Annotated in this window: 18 protein-coding genes and 1 pseudogene; 9 read left to right on the forward strand and 10 right to left on the reverse strand. The window is 68.1% G+C overall.

Translation table 11 applies throughout. The annotated features are described in order from the left end of the window. Nucleotides 1-64 precede the first annotated feature (64 nt). Nucleotides 65-577 (forward strand): hypothetical protein, encoded by a 513-nt coding sequence (locus J2X52_RS15065; RefSeq protein ID WP_310155117.1) that lies wholly within the window; start codon nt 65-67, stop codon nt 575-577. A gap of 44 nt (nt 578-621) precedes the next feature. Here J2X52_RS15065 and J2X52_RS15070 read toward each other — a convergent pair whose 3' ends face one another. From J2X52_RS15070 to J2X52_RS15080, 3 genes are all read right to left on the reverse strand, one after another. Then, entirely contained in the window at nt 622-873 is a 252-nt protein-coding gene (locus tag J2X52_RS15070; RefSeq protein ID WP_310155119.1) for a hypothetical protein, read from the reverse strand. Next, nucleotides 873-1586: a pseudouridine synthase gene (locus J2X52_RS15075; protein WP_310155121.1), complete on the reverse strand. Its 714-nt coding sequence runs from the start codon at nt 1584-1586 to the stop codon at nt 873-875. Before J2X52_RS15075 ends, J2X52_RS15070 begins: the two co-directional genes overlap by 1 nt. A gap of 232 nt (nt 1587-1818) precedes the next feature. Further along, complete coding sequence (locus J2X52_RS15080; protein ID WP_100321765.1) at nt 1819-2028, reverse strand: cold-shock protein; 210 nt, start codon at nt 2026-2028, stop codon at nt 1819-1821. 574 nt (nt 2029-2602) lie between these two features. On the opposite strand from J2X52_RS15080, the gene J2X52_RS15085 reads away from it, so the two are divergent. Further along, nucleotides 2603-3562, forward strand: coding sequence for a hypothetical protein (locus J2X52_RS15085; protein ID WP_310155132.1), 960 nt, complete (start codon nt 2603-2605; stop codon nt 3560-3562). Between the two features lie 68 nt (nt 3563-3630). On the opposite strand, the gene J2X52_RS15090 is transcribed toward J2X52_RS15085, so the two are convergent. Then, nucleotides 3631-4014, reverse strand: coding sequence for a helix-turn-helix domain-containing protein (locus J2X52_RS15090; RefSeq protein ID WP_310155135.1), 384 nt, complete (start codon nt 4012-4014; stop codon nt 3631-3633). 83 nt (nt 4015-4097) lie between these two features. On the opposite strand from J2X52_RS15090, the gene J2X52_RS15095 reads away from it, so the two are divergent. Together J2X52_RS15095 and J2X52_RS15100 are read left to right on the forward strand one after the other, a co-directional pair. Beyond that, nucleotides 4098-5162 carry an SDR family oxidoreductase gene (locus tag J2X52_RS15095; RefSeq protein WP_310155138.1) on the forward strand — a complete coding sequence of 355 codons (1065 nt, stop codon included), beginning with the start codon at nt 4098-4100 and terminating at the stop codon, nt 5160-5162. Between the two features lie 83 nt (nt 5163-5245). Next, nucleotides 5246-5389, forward strand: coding sequence for a hypothetical protein (locus J2X52_RS15100; RefSeq protein WP_310155141.1), 144 nt, complete (start codon nt 5246-5248; stop codon nt 5387-5389). A 228-nt stretch (nt 5390-5617) separates the two neighbouring features. Here J2X52_RS15100 and J2X52_RS15105 read toward each other — a convergent pair whose 3' ends face one another. After that, the gene (locus tag J2X52_RS15105; protein ID WP_310155144.1) at nt 5618-6016 is read right to left on the reverse strand and encodes a response regulator; all 399 of its coding nucleotides are present in this window, start codon (nt 6014-6016) and stop codon (nt 5618-5620) included. Beyond that, entirely contained in the window at nt 6013-7041 is a 1029-nt protein-coding gene (locus J2X52_RS15110) for an HWE histidine kinase domain-containing protein (protein WP_310155147.1), read from the reverse strand. The genes J2X52_RS15105 and J2X52_RS15110 overlap by 4 nt, the downstream gene beginning before the upstream one ends. Nucleotides 7042-7222: 181 nt before the next feature. On the opposite strand from J2X52_RS15110, the gene J2X52_RS15115 reads away from it, so the two are divergent. Further along, nucleotides 7223-7468, forward strand: a complete 246-nt coding sequence (locus J2X52_RS15115; RefSeq protein ID WP_310155150.1) for a hypothetical protein — start codon at nt 7223-7225, stop codon at nt 7466-7468. A 30-nt stretch (nt 7469-7498) separates the two neighbouring features. Here the strand turns inward: J2X52_RS15115 and J2X52_RS15120 are convergent, their stop codons facing one another. Further along, on the reverse strand, nt 7499-8212 hold the full coding sequence (locus tag J2X52_RS15120; protein ID WP_343226792.1) for an EAL domain-containing protein: 714 nt from the start codon (nt 8210-8212) through the stop codon (nt 7499-7501). A 315-nt stretch (nt 8213-8527) separates the two neighbouring features. Continuing rightward, nucleotides 8528-8761, reverse strand: a complete 234-nt coding sequence (locus tag J2X52_RS15125) for a hypothetical protein (protein ID WP_310155155.1) — start codon at nt 8759-8761, stop codon at nt 8528-8530. Between the two features lie 349 nt (nt 8762-9110). Here J2X52_RS15125 and J2X52_RS15130 point away from each other — a divergent pair, with 349 nt between their 5' ends. The 3 genes and pseudogenes from J2X52_RS15130 (at nt 9111) to J2X52_RS15140 (ending at nt 11023) form a co-directional block, all read left to right on the forward strand. Then, nucleotides 9111-9839, forward strand: coding sequence for a hypothetical protein (locus tag J2X52_RS15130; protein WP_310155159.1), 729 nt, complete (start codon nt 9111-9113; stop codon nt 9837-9839). After that, the gene (locus J2X52_RS15135) at nt 9836-10669 is read left to right on the forward strand and encodes a polysaccharide deacetylase family protein (protein ID WP_310155161.1); all 834 of its coding nucleotides are present in this window, start codon (nt 9836-9838) and stop codon (nt 10667-10669) included. The genes J2X52_RS15130 and J2X52_RS15135 overlap by 4 nt, the downstream gene beginning before the upstream one ends. Further along, nucleotides 10666-11023: pseudogene (locus tag J2X52_RS15140) on the forward strand (low molecular weight protein tyrosine phosphatase family protein). The gene J2X52_RS15135 and the pseudogene J2X52_RS15140 overlap by 4 nt, the downstream one beginning before the upstream one ends. Nucleotides 11024-11042: 19 nt before the next feature. Here the strand turns inward: J2X52_RS15140 and J2X52_RS15145 are convergent. Next, nucleotides 11043-12236, reverse strand: coding sequence for a GAF domain-containing protein (locus J2X52_RS15145; protein WP_310155163.1), 1194 nt, complete (start codon nt 12234-12236; stop codon nt 11043-11045). A 74-nt stretch (nt 12237-12310) separates the two neighbouring features. After that, nucleotides 12311-12550, reverse strand: a complete 240-nt coding sequence (locus J2X52_RS15150; protein ID WP_310155166.1) for a hypothetical protein — start codon at nt 12548-12550, stop codon at nt 12311-12313. A 184-nt stretch (nt 12551-12734) separates the two neighbouring features. Here J2X52_RS15150 and J2X52_RS15155 point away from each other — a divergent pair, with 184 nt between their 5' ends. Next, the gene (locus J2X52_RS15155) at nt 12735-13910 is read left to right on the forward strand and encodes a GAF domain-containing sensor histidine kinase (protein ID WP_310155169.1); all 1176 of its coding nucleotides are present in this window, start codon (nt 12735-12737) and stop codon (nt 13908-13910) included. Nucleotides 13911-13975: the final 65 nt, after the last annotated feature.

Consider the following 13975-nt stretch of genomic DNA (forward strand, 5'->3'; position numbering starts at 1 on the left):
CTGCGGCGTGGGAATGCCGTTATCCAGCAGACGCGCTCATGATCCAGCGCGCGGGGCCACACCGATGTTCATTCCGAAATGGTTGTTGGCGATCGGCTTCGTTGCATTTGTCGCACTCGCGACGTGGACGTGGCTGCTGGCGAGCGGTCGCAATCCATTGCCGTTTCCTGACGGCGGCTCGCGGATCTTCGCGGCCGCCTCTCCGGAAGCCAGGGCGGCGATTGTCGAAGTGCTGGCCCGCAACGGGCTGCAGGCGCGTTTCCGCGTCGATACCGGCGGCGTGCAGCGATCGATCCTGTTCGACGGCACGATCATCAACTGGTCCGCGCCCGGTATGACGCGCAGGCTGCGGGGCGCGACATCGGCGATTGGTCTCGTCGCCGACGACCCCTTGGCGCAGGCCGAAGATGCGGCCGCCGTCTTGCGATCGCATGGCTTCAGCGCCGACGTGGTGCAGGACGGGGAACCGGGTATGCCGGTGGTGTTCGTTCTGACCGATGCGATGCCCGGCACGGTGCTCAATTTCCGTCGGCACGTGATCCACATGCCCCGACCGGCGAAACCGCCGTCGCGCTGATCGCGTCCCGAACGTGTCCGCGTCAGGCCGCCGGCGTCGCAGACCTACATCTCCGCGTCGATCGTCTCGTCCAGACGGTCGGAGCCCACCATGTAGCCGCTGGCCTCGATCGCGTCACGCACTTCGAACAGGGCGACGCCCAGAGCATCAAGATCGGCCGCGTCCGCCATGCCGACGATCTGGATGCAGCGGTCGTTGAACCACGTCCAGAACTGCCGGTAGGTCTTGCCCTGCCAGTGTTCGTGGCGAATGGCCTGATAGAGCTCGCCGACGGCGATGGTCAGATCGTCGCGCATCAGAATTCCGCCTGGCCGGGCAGCAGTCCGCGCAGTTCGGCATCGGTGAGGTTGCGCCACTGGCCGGGCTTGAGATGCGCCAGCTTGACCGGTCCGATCCGCACGCGGATCAGCTGCTTCACGCGCAGCTTGAAGTGCGCGGCCATCAGGCGGATCTGCCGGTTGAGGCCTTGGACCAGGATGATGCGGAAGCCGAACTTGCCCAGCGGGCTGGTGCGGCAGGGCAGGGTGGTCTGGCCGTGGATCGGCACGCCTCGCGACATGCCGCGCAGGATGTCCTGGCTGACCGCATGGTTCACGGTGACCAGGTATTCCTTCTCCAGCTTGTTCTCGGCGCGCAGGATCGCGTTGACGATGTCGCCGTTGCTGGTCAGCAGGATCAGGCCTTCGGAATCCTTGTCGAGCCGGCCGATGGGAAAGATGCGTTCGCGGTGGTCGACGAAGTCGACGATGTTGCCCTTGACCGACGCTTCGGTGGTGCAGGTGATGCCCACCGGCTTGTGCAGCGCGATGTAGACGTGGCGACGCTTGCCGGGCGCAGCGCTGCGCGTCTGCAGTGCCTGGCCATCGACCATGACGATGTCGCCGTCGCCGACCTCGGAACCCACGCGCCCGCGGATGCCGTTGACCGTGACCCGGCCCTCGCCGATGAGGCGGTCGGCTTCGCGCCGCGAGCAGAAGCCGGTGTCGCTGATGTGCTTGTTGAGGCGCATGGCCGCGTGCGGTGTCGGTGATCGAGAAGGGCACGCAGTCTGGCAGATCGCGTGCGCCCGGTCATCGCGCGGCGGTGCGCGGACCCCGGGAGCGCGAGTCGCCGAGAAGGATTGCCGGCGTCGCCAGGCGACGGTTCGACGGGGGCTGTCCACGAATGGCGGGCACAAAAAAACCCGGACGTTGCCGCCCGGGTTCTTTGGCGCCGCTTACGCGGCACAGGTCGAGTAGAACTTACTCGGCCTGGACTTCTTCAGCCTGCAGGCCCTTCTGGCCCTGCGCGACCTTGAACGAGACCTTCTGGCCTTCCTGGAGCGACTTGAAGCCGCTGCCCTGGATCGAACGGAAGTGGACGAACAGGTCGTCGCCGCTCTGCGGGGTGATGAAGCCGAAGCCCTTGGCGTCGTTGAACCACTTGACGGTACCGGTCTGACGATCACTCATGGTGTTACTCCTTGGATCAGTTTATTGGAAGCACGGCCCGCAAGTGCGGTGCCGGGACTGTATCGAGCAAGGGGTAACGCGAAGCGATGGAGCGGATCGTCTGGAGAGGCCGTTGCCGGCCCTGGAACCTGTGATCAACCGCATCGGAGCCACGATGTACCGTGATCCCGCTTTGAACAGTGGGGCCACCTTACAGCATTCGGAGCCGGAAAGGGGTTTGATTCGATCTGCTGTCGGATCCACGGGTGGACGGCTCAGGTTCGGCGACGCGTGACGATGGCCGGATGCCTTGGGCTTCGAGCGTGGTGATGCCGGCGCGGCGGTCGGGGCTCGACGTGTCCTGCGTCGCAGACTTGAGGCTGTGAAGCGGGGGCACATCCTGCACGGGCCCCTGACCGCAGCTTCCGCACGTCGCAGCAGGAAAAGACGCCGCCGCCGAGGCCCGAGCCGAAGCCGGCCGACACGGTGTCGAACGAGGATGCAGGCCGCCGCGCCTCGCCTCGCCTCGCCTGTCGCGGCATGAGCACGTGTACGCGGCATGCTAGCCTCGCCCGCCACCCCGCTGGTGCGCCGTATGGCCCTGACGCATTCGAAATCGCGCGTGTTGATGTGCGCAATCGTGACCAGCCTGTTCGCGCTGTCGGCATCAGAACCAGTCCGTGCGGGTGACGCCGCCGCCAGTGCAGGAATCGGCCGCTGGCAGGCCGGCGACACGTTGGTCTATGACGTCACGCAACGCGAGCGCAGGCTGGATACGCCCACGGATGTCAGCGAGGTGCGCAAGCGGATGACCTTGACGGTGGTGGATGTCGCACGGCGCGGCAGGACATCACTCGTGGATCTGCGTGAGGACGACTGCGTGCGGCTGGCGTCGGCGGCCAGTGACCCGGTGCCTGCGCGTTCCGAAGGCGAGGTCTTCTGTGCCCTGCCGCTGCGAGTGCGCCTGGCAGACAACAGCGATGCCGTGGGCATCCCCGACATCAAAGCGGTCCGTGCACGTGTCCATGCAGACGAGACCGCGCGCGTCGCTGCCACGCTCGGCCCCAAAGTCAATTTCATGATGCGCGCCTTCATGGAGGAGACGATCGCGCAGCGCAGTTCCGAGTCCGCAATTGTTGCCGAGGCGCGCGACCGCCTGCGTCTGTTCCATCTGCCGCCCCGGCTGTTGCCGGCCACCTTTACGGACACCCGGCCCGGCCCTGCAGACGAGGGACCGTTGCAGTGGACGCATGTCATCGAGTGGCTGCCGCCCGATGCGACAGGCCAGCGTCGCGCGCGTTGGCGCATGACGCCGGATCCGGACGCGGTGCGCCAGGGAATTCGCGCGCAGTGGGAAGAGGCGTCCAGTGCAGAGGTGTCGAAGGACAGCCCCATGGGCCGGGTACTGGCCGGCGATTTCGATATGCGCGTCATCACCGACTACACCTTCGACGCGACGGGTCGGGTGGTGCACGCGCTGGAGATTCGCGAATCGCGCCTGGCCGATCGTCACACGCGCCGCGAGCGCGAGGCTCGCCTGCGCACTTCGCCCTGAAGGTACGCGTCGCCGCGGGCCCGCGCACGTCGCGTGCGCTGCAGTCGTGTGGCGTCGGGGCGCGGCGATCAGCCGCGACGGCGTGAGGTGGGACGGGGCTGCAGGGCGTCGAGGACGCCCGCATTGCGGCGGGCCCAGTCGTAGATGAGTTCGATCGGTTCGACCAGCCGCTCGCCGAGCGGCGTCAGCGCGTATTCGACCGCCGGCGGCACTGTGGGATGCACGATGCGCGCGACGGCGCCGGCCTCCTCCAGGCCGCGCAGCGTCTGGGTGAGCATCTTGCGCGACAGGCCGGGCAGGCTGCGATGCAGGGCGCCGCTGCGCGCGCTGCCGGCGTGGCGTGCCGACAGTGTGTGCAAGACCATCGACGTCCATTTGGTGCCGAAGAGTTCCAGTACCCGCCGCGGCGCGCAGTCCTCGCGCCACTCGTCGTCCGCGCTGGCTGAATTCATGGGGTGGAAACCATTTGGTGCCTTCTTTCGGCGGGCGTCCCGCGTTCCTATGGTGGACGCCGGACTTGAGCAGGAGATGGATTGTGACCCAACAGGCATTGGTGGTCGGCGCGACCGGCATCGTGGGCGGCGCGCTGGTAGCGCACTTGCTGGAGGCGGGATGGGCGGTGCAGGGGCTGGCCAGGCGTCCAGACGCGTTGCCGCCCGGCGTGCAGGGCGTTGCGGCGGATCTGTCGGATGCCCAGGCAACGCGCGCAGCGCTGGCGGGCCTCGCGCCCAGCCATGTGTTCATCACCACCTGGTCGCGGCAGGCCAACGAGGCGGAGAACATCCGCGTCAATGCGGCGATGGTCCGCAATCTGCTCGATGGTCTGCAGCCTGCAGGCTCGGTGCGGCATGTGGGGCTGGTGACCGGCCTGAAGCATTACCTCGGGCCGTTCGAGGCCTATGCACAGGGCGCGCTGCCGCAGACGCCGTTCCGCGAATCACAGCCGCGACTCGACATCGAGAATTTCTACTACGCGCAGGAAGACGAGGTGTTCGCAGCCGCCGCGCGCGACGGCTTCCATTGGAGCGTGCATCGCCCGCACACGGTGATCGGCGCGGCGGTCGGCAATGCGATGAACATGGGCACCACGCTCGCCGTCTACGCATCGCTGTGCAAGGCGACGGGCCGGCCGTTCCGCTTCCCTGGTTCGTCCGCGCAATGGGAAGGCCTGACCGACATGACCGATGCACGCCAGCTGGCGAAGCATCTGCTGTGGGCGGCCACGACGCCGGCCGCGGCCGATGAAGCCTTCAACGTGGTCAATGGCGACGTGTTCCGTTGGCGCTGGATGTGGGGCCGCATTGCCGAGTGGTTCGAACTGGAACCGGCGCCGTTCGACGGCACGCTGCAGCCGCTCGAGCAGCAGATGGCCGACGACGACACGGCATGGACGACGCTCGCGGCCGCGCATGGTCTGGTCGAATCCGACATCCAGCGCCTGGTCTCGCCCTGGCACACCGATGCCGATCTGGGCCGCCCGCTGGAAGTGGTCACCGACATGTCCAAGAGCCGGCGCCTGGGGTTTCTGGACTACCAGCCAAGTGACGACGCGTTCTTCGACCTGTTCGCGAGTCTGCGCGCGCAGCGGTTGATTCCCTGACGGTGCGGGCGCGCGTCACGGGCGGTTGATCCAGCCGGGCGCAGGGTGATGCGCTCGTCCATCGCATCGCACGGAGATCGGCCATGAGCGTTCCGCAGACACCCGACAGCATGAAGAAGTCGCAGCAGGACAAAGCGCCGCCGCAGAAGCCTGAGGGCGAGAAGCCGTCGAAGCTGTCCAATGACGAGGTGGGTGACCGCGCCGAGGAGCGGCAGGGCGGGCATTGATCCCGATCGACGGCCGGGAGTTGCTCGGCCGTCGACCCGCGGACAGGGCCAGCGTCCCGTCGAACGTCGCGCAAGTCGCCATCGAAGGTCGCCGCACGCACTTGCCGGTTCACAACCGGCTGGTGCAAGGGCGCGCCTAGATCCTTGTCGGGATTGCTCGCACGCACTCGAGTCTGTGTCTGGTCGTGCGTGTTTCGCCGGAGCGCCCGGACGGACCATCAAACAGGTTTAAAGATCCGCGATCGATTTCCGGTCCGACGCCGCCTGCATCATCTGCCCGCCGCTGGCCAAGGCCTTCTTGAGCGCTTCCGCGCCGTAGGGCTTCTGCAGGATGTAGTGGTCGCGCAGACGCTCGGGCACGCCCGCCGCGCCATAGCCGGTCATGAAGATGTACGGAATGCCCCGCGCATCGAGCGCGTCGGCGATCGGAAAGCTCTGTTCGCCCCCGAGGTTGATGTCGAGGATCGCGAAGTCGATCACCCGCGTGTCGAGGATCCGCAGCGCCTGGGACACGTTCGACGCCACGGCAGGCGGCGTATAGCCCAGATCGTCGAGGAAATCCTCGAGCAGCATCGCGAGGATGGATTCGTCCTCGACGATGAGGATGGCGGCAGCGGTGTCGATCATCGGTGTTCCATTTCCGGCATGGCGCCCTCGACGGGCGCGGTTTCCAGTGGCGCGGTAGCGCGAAAGACGACGCCGTCCGGCGCATAGGCCAGTTCCACGTCGCCGCCCAGATCATTGCGCAGGCCGCGCTCGAGCAGGCGCAGGCCGAATCCGCGCCGTGTAGGGGGCTGGACCTCGGGGCCGCCGGATTCGCGCCAGGTGAACGCCATCGCGGCACCTTCGTCGGCATCGGTGCAGTCCCAGCTGATGTGCACCTCGCCCCCGTCCTGCGACAGGGCGCCGTACTTCACCGCGTTGCTCGCGAGCTCGTGCAGGGCCATGGCCAGTGCGAGCGCGCGCTGCGGGGTGAGGCGGCAGACTGGTCCGGACATTTTGAAGCGCGCGCCAGGCGTGGCTTCATAGGGCGCGATGACACCCTTGACGATGTCCTGCATGTCGGCGCTGTGCCAGTTCTCGCGCGTCAGCACATCGTGCGCCCTCGACAGTGCCAGCAGACGCGATTCGATGCGCGCGCCGCCGTCCTGCAGATCGTCGGCGGTGCCCAGGGTCTGGCGAACCAGCGACTGCACCGTCGACAGGGTGTTCTTGACCCGGTGGTTGAGTTCGTTGACCAGCAGTTCGAGCTGTTCCTCGTGCATGCGCCGGTCGGTGACGTCGCGGGTCGTCCCGGCGATGGCCTCGACCGTCCCGTCGGCGCCGATCACCGGGGTGAAGATGTAGTCGTAGATGCGCATGCCCTTGGCATGGTGTCGGAACGGCACATCGCCCCGGATCGGCGCGCGCGTGGCGATGACGCGTTCGATCTCCTCGTCGTGCATGGCCGCGTGCCATGGTTCGTAGCCGAGCTCGAGGCAGGTCTTGCCGGCGGCCTCCTCCCAGCGCATGCCCCACATGTTGAGCAGCGCGTCGTTCGCGTAGACGAAGCGGTGCTCCAGGTCGAACACGTAGAGCAGATCGGGCGTGGCCTGCAGCAGCGCCTCGTAGGCGCGCAATGTGGCGGGGTCACGCGGTTGGGCAAGTTGCACGGAGCTGGCTCGCGAGGCGGTGGCCGACTCTAGCACCGGCGTTTGTGGGCATCCTGTCACGACGCCGGCGGCAGCGGGGTGGGGCGGGCGCCGTGGTCGCGACCGGTGCGCGATCGTGAAGACGGCCCTGTCGGGCGCGCGCGTACGCTGCAGCCCCGCCCCTCGTCGTCGAACCCCGCGCATGGAAACCGAAGGTCGTTATGCACTCGCCGCGATCGTGACCCCGACGGCGCACAAGGCCGGCCGATGGACGGCGCAGGGCGCGCTGTACGTCGCCGGCTCGGACGCGCCGGTCGAGACGGTGCTGGCCGGCGACAATTTCGAAACCCCGCAGGTGGCCGAAGTGGCGGCAATCGAGGCGGCGCGGCAGGTCGCATCGACACGCGACGCGCCGGTGCTGGCGGCGGCCGACAGCGATCCGGTCTGAGCCCGGCGCAAGCGCGGGCGGGGCGAGCGCTCAGGCCTCTGGCGTGACGTCGAGCTGGTGCCAGAGCGCGTCGGGGACGGTGCCGAGTGTTTCCAGCTGGGGCCGGCCGAACAGATAACCCTGGAACAGCGGAACGCCGAGTTCTCGCAGACGGCGATATTCGGCCGCGGTTTCCACGCCTTCGGCGAGCACCGTGCAGCCGATGTCCTGGGCGATCTGCACGATCCCGCGGGCGATCGCGGTGCGGACCGGATCACGGTCGATGCCGCGGATCAGGGCGATGTCGAGCTTGAGCACATCGGGCTGGAAATCTGCCAGCAGATTGAGCCCCGCATAGCCGGCGCCGAAGTCGTCGATCGCGGTCAGGAAGCCGCGGCTGCGGTAGTCGCGAAAGATGCGCGTCAGATGTGCATGGTCGCGAATCTGTTCCGACTCCGCGGTTTCGAAGATCAACTTGTCGGTCGGAAAACCGAACATCTGCGCCGCGGTCAGCGTCAGGCGGATACAGGTCGCGGGCTCATAGACCGCGTTGGGAAAGAAGTTGATCGACAGTCGCTGCTGCAGGCCGAGGCGGGCGGCGGTCTCGATGGCTTTGACCCGGCAGGTCTGGTCGAAGCGGTAGAGCTGCGCCGGGGTGACCCGCGCGATGACCTCGGCCGCGCCGCCGCCCGCATCGGTGCGCACCAGTGCCTCGTACCCGAAGATCGAGCGGTCGCGCGCATCGACGATCGGCTGGAACGCCATGCGGACTTCGAAGTCGAGCCTGTCGTCGCTGCCGCAGCCTTTGCACGGATGCGGCGAGGGCGCCGCGCCGAAGAATTTTTCCAGATACATACCGGTGTCCGCAGTGTGGGAATCCGCCGGGTGCCGGACGCGCCGCGGCGTATCGCCATCCTACGGTCCACATGCGCAGGGATGTGAGCGCTTCCGCACATTCGACGAGCCTTTGATCACGCGTGCGCGCGACGCGTGCAGGCAAGTGAGCTGCGTGCGGCCATGCACGGCGTGACGGATCACCCGCCCATCACCCGCCTCCGCGGATGCGTCAGGCGCGTGCGCTCAGCCCGGCTGCGGCAGCACGCATTCGTCGGGCACCCGATGCTTGACGGCCAGCGCGTGGAGGGCCTCGTTGATCCACTCGCGCTCTTCGGGCGGCGCGTTGTCGCGCAGGCGCACGGCCATGTTCGCCAGGGCGGCGATCTTCTTCAGGCGGTCGCCTTCGGAATCGCCATAACTGCAGAGGCTGACATCGAGGTCGTGCAGTGAAGCGGTCGTCGCGTCGTTGATCGTCATGGGCTGGGCATCCGGAAAGCGCGCACTGTAGAACGGCCACGTGCACGGGATGTCATCACTCCACGCCGCAGCGCCAGCCAGGCGCCATCGCGTGAGGCGATGCATCGCAGGCAGCAGCAGGCGCCGATCCGCGCGGCGGCTATCGCGTGCAGCGGTGCGTCCGTTCGGGTCTGCTGCTGGCGCCGGGTCCGGCGACTGTCCGTCGTGCCGCGGGGGCGGCGAAACGTGGATGCGTCTGCAACGCAGATCCTGCCTTTGCGATGATCGTGGTCAGCCCCCGATGCCCTGCAACATGCATGAATCTGGCGGTCGGACTACCCTGCCGGCACTCTCCCGCGAGGCGCTCCGGATGAAACCGCCACACGTGCTGCTGTGCTGCCTGCTGTCGGCGATGGCGGGTGCGCTGCTCTGCTATGGCCTGATGTCCACGTCGTCCGCTCCGGGTGCGTCTCCAGTGATCGGAGCCGTCCCGTCGTCGGCCGATGTCGAAGCGCAGGCGGCTGTGCCCGATGAAGGCGCACACGACGCCCTGGGCCGAGGGCTGCAGGCGACAGGCGCGGCATCCGAGATGGGTCAGGGCGCGCTTCGTTCGGAAGGCGGTCCGAGCGGGGCGTTCGACCCACGCACCCGTGCTCCGGCGCCGGCGTCAGGCACCGGCCCCAGGCCGATGTCGGACGCGAACCTGCGCCGCGTGGACGACGTCATCGCCGAGATGCGCCTGCGTGACAGCGACATGAATGACCTCTACACGCTGCTCGACAACGAAGGCCGCGACGCCGACTGGTCCGAGGCCGCCGAAGCCCAGCTCGCGGCATTCCTGCGCACACATGCCGGCGCCTACGTCGGCCTGGAAGTCAAGCCGCCGCGCTGCAGTGTGAGCGTCTGCGAGATAGCCGCGGTGGCCCAGCCGGGCCTCGACACCCAGGCTGCGCATGCCGACTGGCAACGCCTGCTCGGGGTGATGTTCGCGCAGACATGGTTCCCCGCCACGTTCACCGATCCGCGCATGGGTATGACGACGCGGGATGGATCTGCGGTCTACGTGACGCAGTTGGTGCGCGTGGAGGCTCGGCGATGAGCCGGGTCCTGGCGGCAGCACTGGTGGCGGTGCTGTGGGCATGCCCGGCGATCGCGGCGCCGACGGTCGCATTCGCGTGGCCGGATGGCCAGCGTGCGGCGGTCAGTCTCGCCTACGACGATGCGCTCGATTCGCATCTCGACACCGCGATTCCCGAGCTCGACCGTCACGGCCTGAAAGCCAGCTTCTATCTCACGTTGTCGGCCGACACGGTGCGCTCGCGCATGTCGGACTGGCGCGCGGCGGCGCGCAATGGACACGAACTCGGCAACCACAGCCTGTTCCACCAGTGCGCAGCCTCGAAGCCCGGGCGCGACTGGGTGGCGCCACAGCGTGATCTCGACACGATGACCGCGCTGCAGATGCAGGAACAGGTGCGTCTGGCCTCGACGATGCTGCAGGCCATCGACGGCGCCGCCACGCGGACCTTCACCGTGCCCTGTGGCGACACCGCGGCCGGCGATGGTGATTACGTGGCGGCACTCGCGGACGACTTCGTTGCGATCAAGGTCATGGGCGGCGCCGTGGTGCCCGACATGCAGACGCTCGACGTGCATGCCGTGCCGGTGGAGGCGCCGGTCGGCGTCGATGGCGATGCCCTGATCGCACTGGTCGAGGACGCGGCACGGCGCGGCACGATGGTGAACCTCACGTTCCACGGCATCGGTGCCGAGCATCTCGCGGTGTCGCGCGAGGCGCATGCGCGGCTGCTCGAGCACCTGGCCGCGTCCCCGGAGATCTACTGGACCGCGACGTTCCGCGACATCATGACGTGGGTGCGCGCACGTGCGGCGCCACCTGCGCCGCGGCCTGCAGCCGTCTCTCCGTGACCCGGCACGTCCTGTTCGTCTGCAGTCGCAACCGGCTGCGCAGCCCGACCGCCGAGCAGGTGTTCGCGGACTGGCCCGGCGTGGAGACCGCTTCGGCGGGTCTGAGCCCGGACGCCGACGTGCCGGTGACGCCGGAACTGCTGGCGTGGGCCGACACGATCTTCGTCATGGAACGCGTGCACCGCGCGCGTCTGAGCGAGCGGTTCGCGCCGCATCTGCGGCATGCGCGGGTGATCTGCCTCGACATTCCTGACGACTACGACTTCATGGCCCCCCGCGCTGGTGCGCCTGCTGAACGCGAAAGTGCCCGCGCATCTGCCCCGCGGGCATGTGACGCCGCGGCGCGAGGCCTGACGCGACGTGGGCCGCGGCGTCAGCCGAGGATCTGCGTCGCCGGAATCCGGATGATGTAGTCGCTGCCGACGTCGAGCGCGGTTTCCACTGACAGCTGGTAGCCGAGCACGTCGCAGCTACGCTTGGCGATGCTGGTGCCCAGGCCCAGCGAGCCGTTGGGGTTGAGGCCGGCGAGATCCTCGGCCACGCCGCGCGCGTCGCGATCGCTCATGCCGCTGCGGTCGCCGCCGCCGCGCGCGCGGACCGACAGCACGAGGTCCTCGTCGTCGCGCACGCACTGCACGCAGACGAGGGTCGCGCGCCGTTCCAGTGCCACGCGCACCAGACTGCACAGGGCGCGGAGCAGCAGCGGCGCATTGGTGCGCAGCGCGACGTCGGTCGCTTCGACCTCCAGCCGCGTGCCGTGCACGCGCATCGGCAGCGCCATGGTGTGCGCGAGATCGGCGAAGACCTGCGACAGCGCGACACGCGTACTGGTCTGCAGGTCCTGATCGGCTTCCTCTGCGGTGGCCTCGGCGACCTGGCGGAAATCCGTTTCCAGCGTGTGCGCGGCCTCGAGCGCGAGTGCTAGCAGTTCCTTTTCCTCGGCGGAATGGGAAAAGCCGGCTAGCTCGCCGAGCACGGTGGTGATCGTGGTCAGCGGTCCGCGGAACCCACGTGTGGCGAGAACGTTGAGGCGCGTGCGATAGCGATTCGCACGGCGCGCACTCTCGAGCGCACGACGCAGTTCGAGCTGGATGCTGGCCTGGCGGACCGCGCCCTGCAGCAACGCGCGCTCCATGTCGTCGAGCGTGCGGGGGCGGGTATCCATCACGCACAGCGCGCCGAGGGCGCGGCCTGAATCCGACAGCAGCGGCAGGCCGCTGTAGAAGCGATAGCCCGCTTCGGTGACGATCGGTTCGTTGGAGAAGACCGGATGCGCCGCGAGATCCGCGACCTCGATCGGCGTGCTGTGCTCGATGACCTGGCGGCAGACCACGGTGAGGTCGGGTCCGTCGGGGTTGGCGGGTATCGTCTCGGGCGTGCGCTCGAGCGCGAACCAGGCCGAGACTTTGGGGTCGAACGTGAGCTGCGCATGGGCGATGCCGATGCTGCGCCTGAGACCCTGCAGCAGTTCGTCGAAGGCATGGCTGAGCGAGGTGCGGGTCACCGATGCGACTGCAAGATCGGCGAGATTCCCCGACTCGCTGAAGAAACGATCGCCCGTGGACACAGTGTCCTCCCGGGATGACGCCTGCTCAGGCGGGGACTCCATGTGACGACCCATTCCGTTGGCCACCCCTTGCTTCAATGTGTGGCCAGCGACTCGTCCAGTGTATTCACCGGCAGATGATGGCGTTCGACGAGCGCGTGCAGTTCGACGAAGAACCAGTGACGGTCCGGCGGCACGATGATGAACTGCAGCGCGTCGGCCACATTCGCGAACGCCGCCAGGCGGGACAGTTGGGGGGCGCCGGTGTCCGACATGCGGATGAGCTCGCCGTCCAGGTCTTCCAGCACCGCGGTCGCGGTGTCGCGAGTGGTCAAGATGTTCTCCCGGTCAATGTGGAAACCTAGCAGCCGGCAGGTGCACGGCTCCTCACATCGCGGCGCACTACGCGGCCATGGCTGCATTTCATCGAGGTCGATTGGCATGCGCGCGCTGCCGGGCCCTCACCACATGCGCCACATGTCGCGCGTGGGAGAATCCGCCACCCCCTCGGAGTGCACCATGCATCAGGCCGCCGCGAAGTTGCCCGCCCACGCCGAGTCGCGGCGCCTGTCGGCGCTGCGCAGCTACGGGATCCTCGATACACCTGCCGAAGCCGTGTTCGAAGACATCACACGGATCGCCGCGGCCGTCTGCGGCACGCCGATCTCGGTGGTCAACCTGATCGATGCCGATCGGCAGTGGTTCAAATCCGAAATCGGTCTGGGCGTGCGCGAGACGCCGTTGGAGACCTCGATCTGCGCGCACGCGATCCTCGAGCAGGATTTCCTCGAGGTGCCTGACACGACCATCGATCCCCGCTTCGCCAGCAATCCGCTGGTCACCGGCGATCCGAACCTGCGCTTCTATGCCGGCGCGTTGTTGAAGACGCCTGACGGCCTGCCGCTGGGCACGGTGTGCGTCCTCGATACCGTGCCGCGCGCACTGACCCAGGTGCAGATCGTCACCCTGCAGGCGCTGGCGCGGCAGGTGATGGCGCAGCTGGAACTGCGTCGCATGCTGGTCGAGGCGCAGGCGCTGAACCAGCACCGTGCGCGCGTGCTCGCCACCGCCGGTCACGACCTCAAGGGCCCGCTGCGCGCAGCGCTCTACGCCCTCGGCAAGGCGCGCGCGGCTGACGAAACGGATCGTGACGCGCGGCTGGAGAGCGCCGCGCAGGATCTTGCCTACATCAACCAGAAGTTCGGCGACATGATCGCCGGCGCCACCGGCAAGGGCGGCGCCGCGGCCCCCGAATTGCGGGCGACGGACCTGGCGCCGGTGCTGGAAGACGCCGCGCGCGTCTGGGCACGCGCGGCCCGCCGCAAGCAGATCGACCTGGTGGTCGAGGGCGCGCCCTGCGTCGCCAGCAGCGATGCAGCCCTGCTCGAAACCCTGATCGGCAATCTCGTGTCGAATGCGATCAAGTACACCGCCGACGGCGGCCGTGTGTCGGTTTCCTGCAGCGGGCGTGACGCCTCGGTCGACATTGTCGTCGCCGATACCGGCATCGGCATGGATGCCAGCCGTGTCGAGGACTATTTCAGCGCGTTTCGCCAGGCGGACGCCGCGTCCGAAGGGCTGGGTATCGGCCTGTGGATCGTCCGTCAGGCAGCCGAGGCGCTCGATGCCCGCGTCGACGTGGCGTCCGCGTTGGGGGCCGGGACGCGGGTGACGGTGTCGCTGCCGCGGGTCTGAGGCCTCGCCCTTGCGGCACGCGTCAATGCGGGCGCGCGCTGCACTGCAGTGCGCGCCGCGCGCAC

The organism is Luteimonas sp. 3794, from assembly GCF_031456825.1.
In the GTDB taxonomy this organism is placed as follows: Bacteria; Pseudomonadota; Gammaproteobacteria; order Xanthomonadales; family Xanthomonadaceae; genus Luteimonas.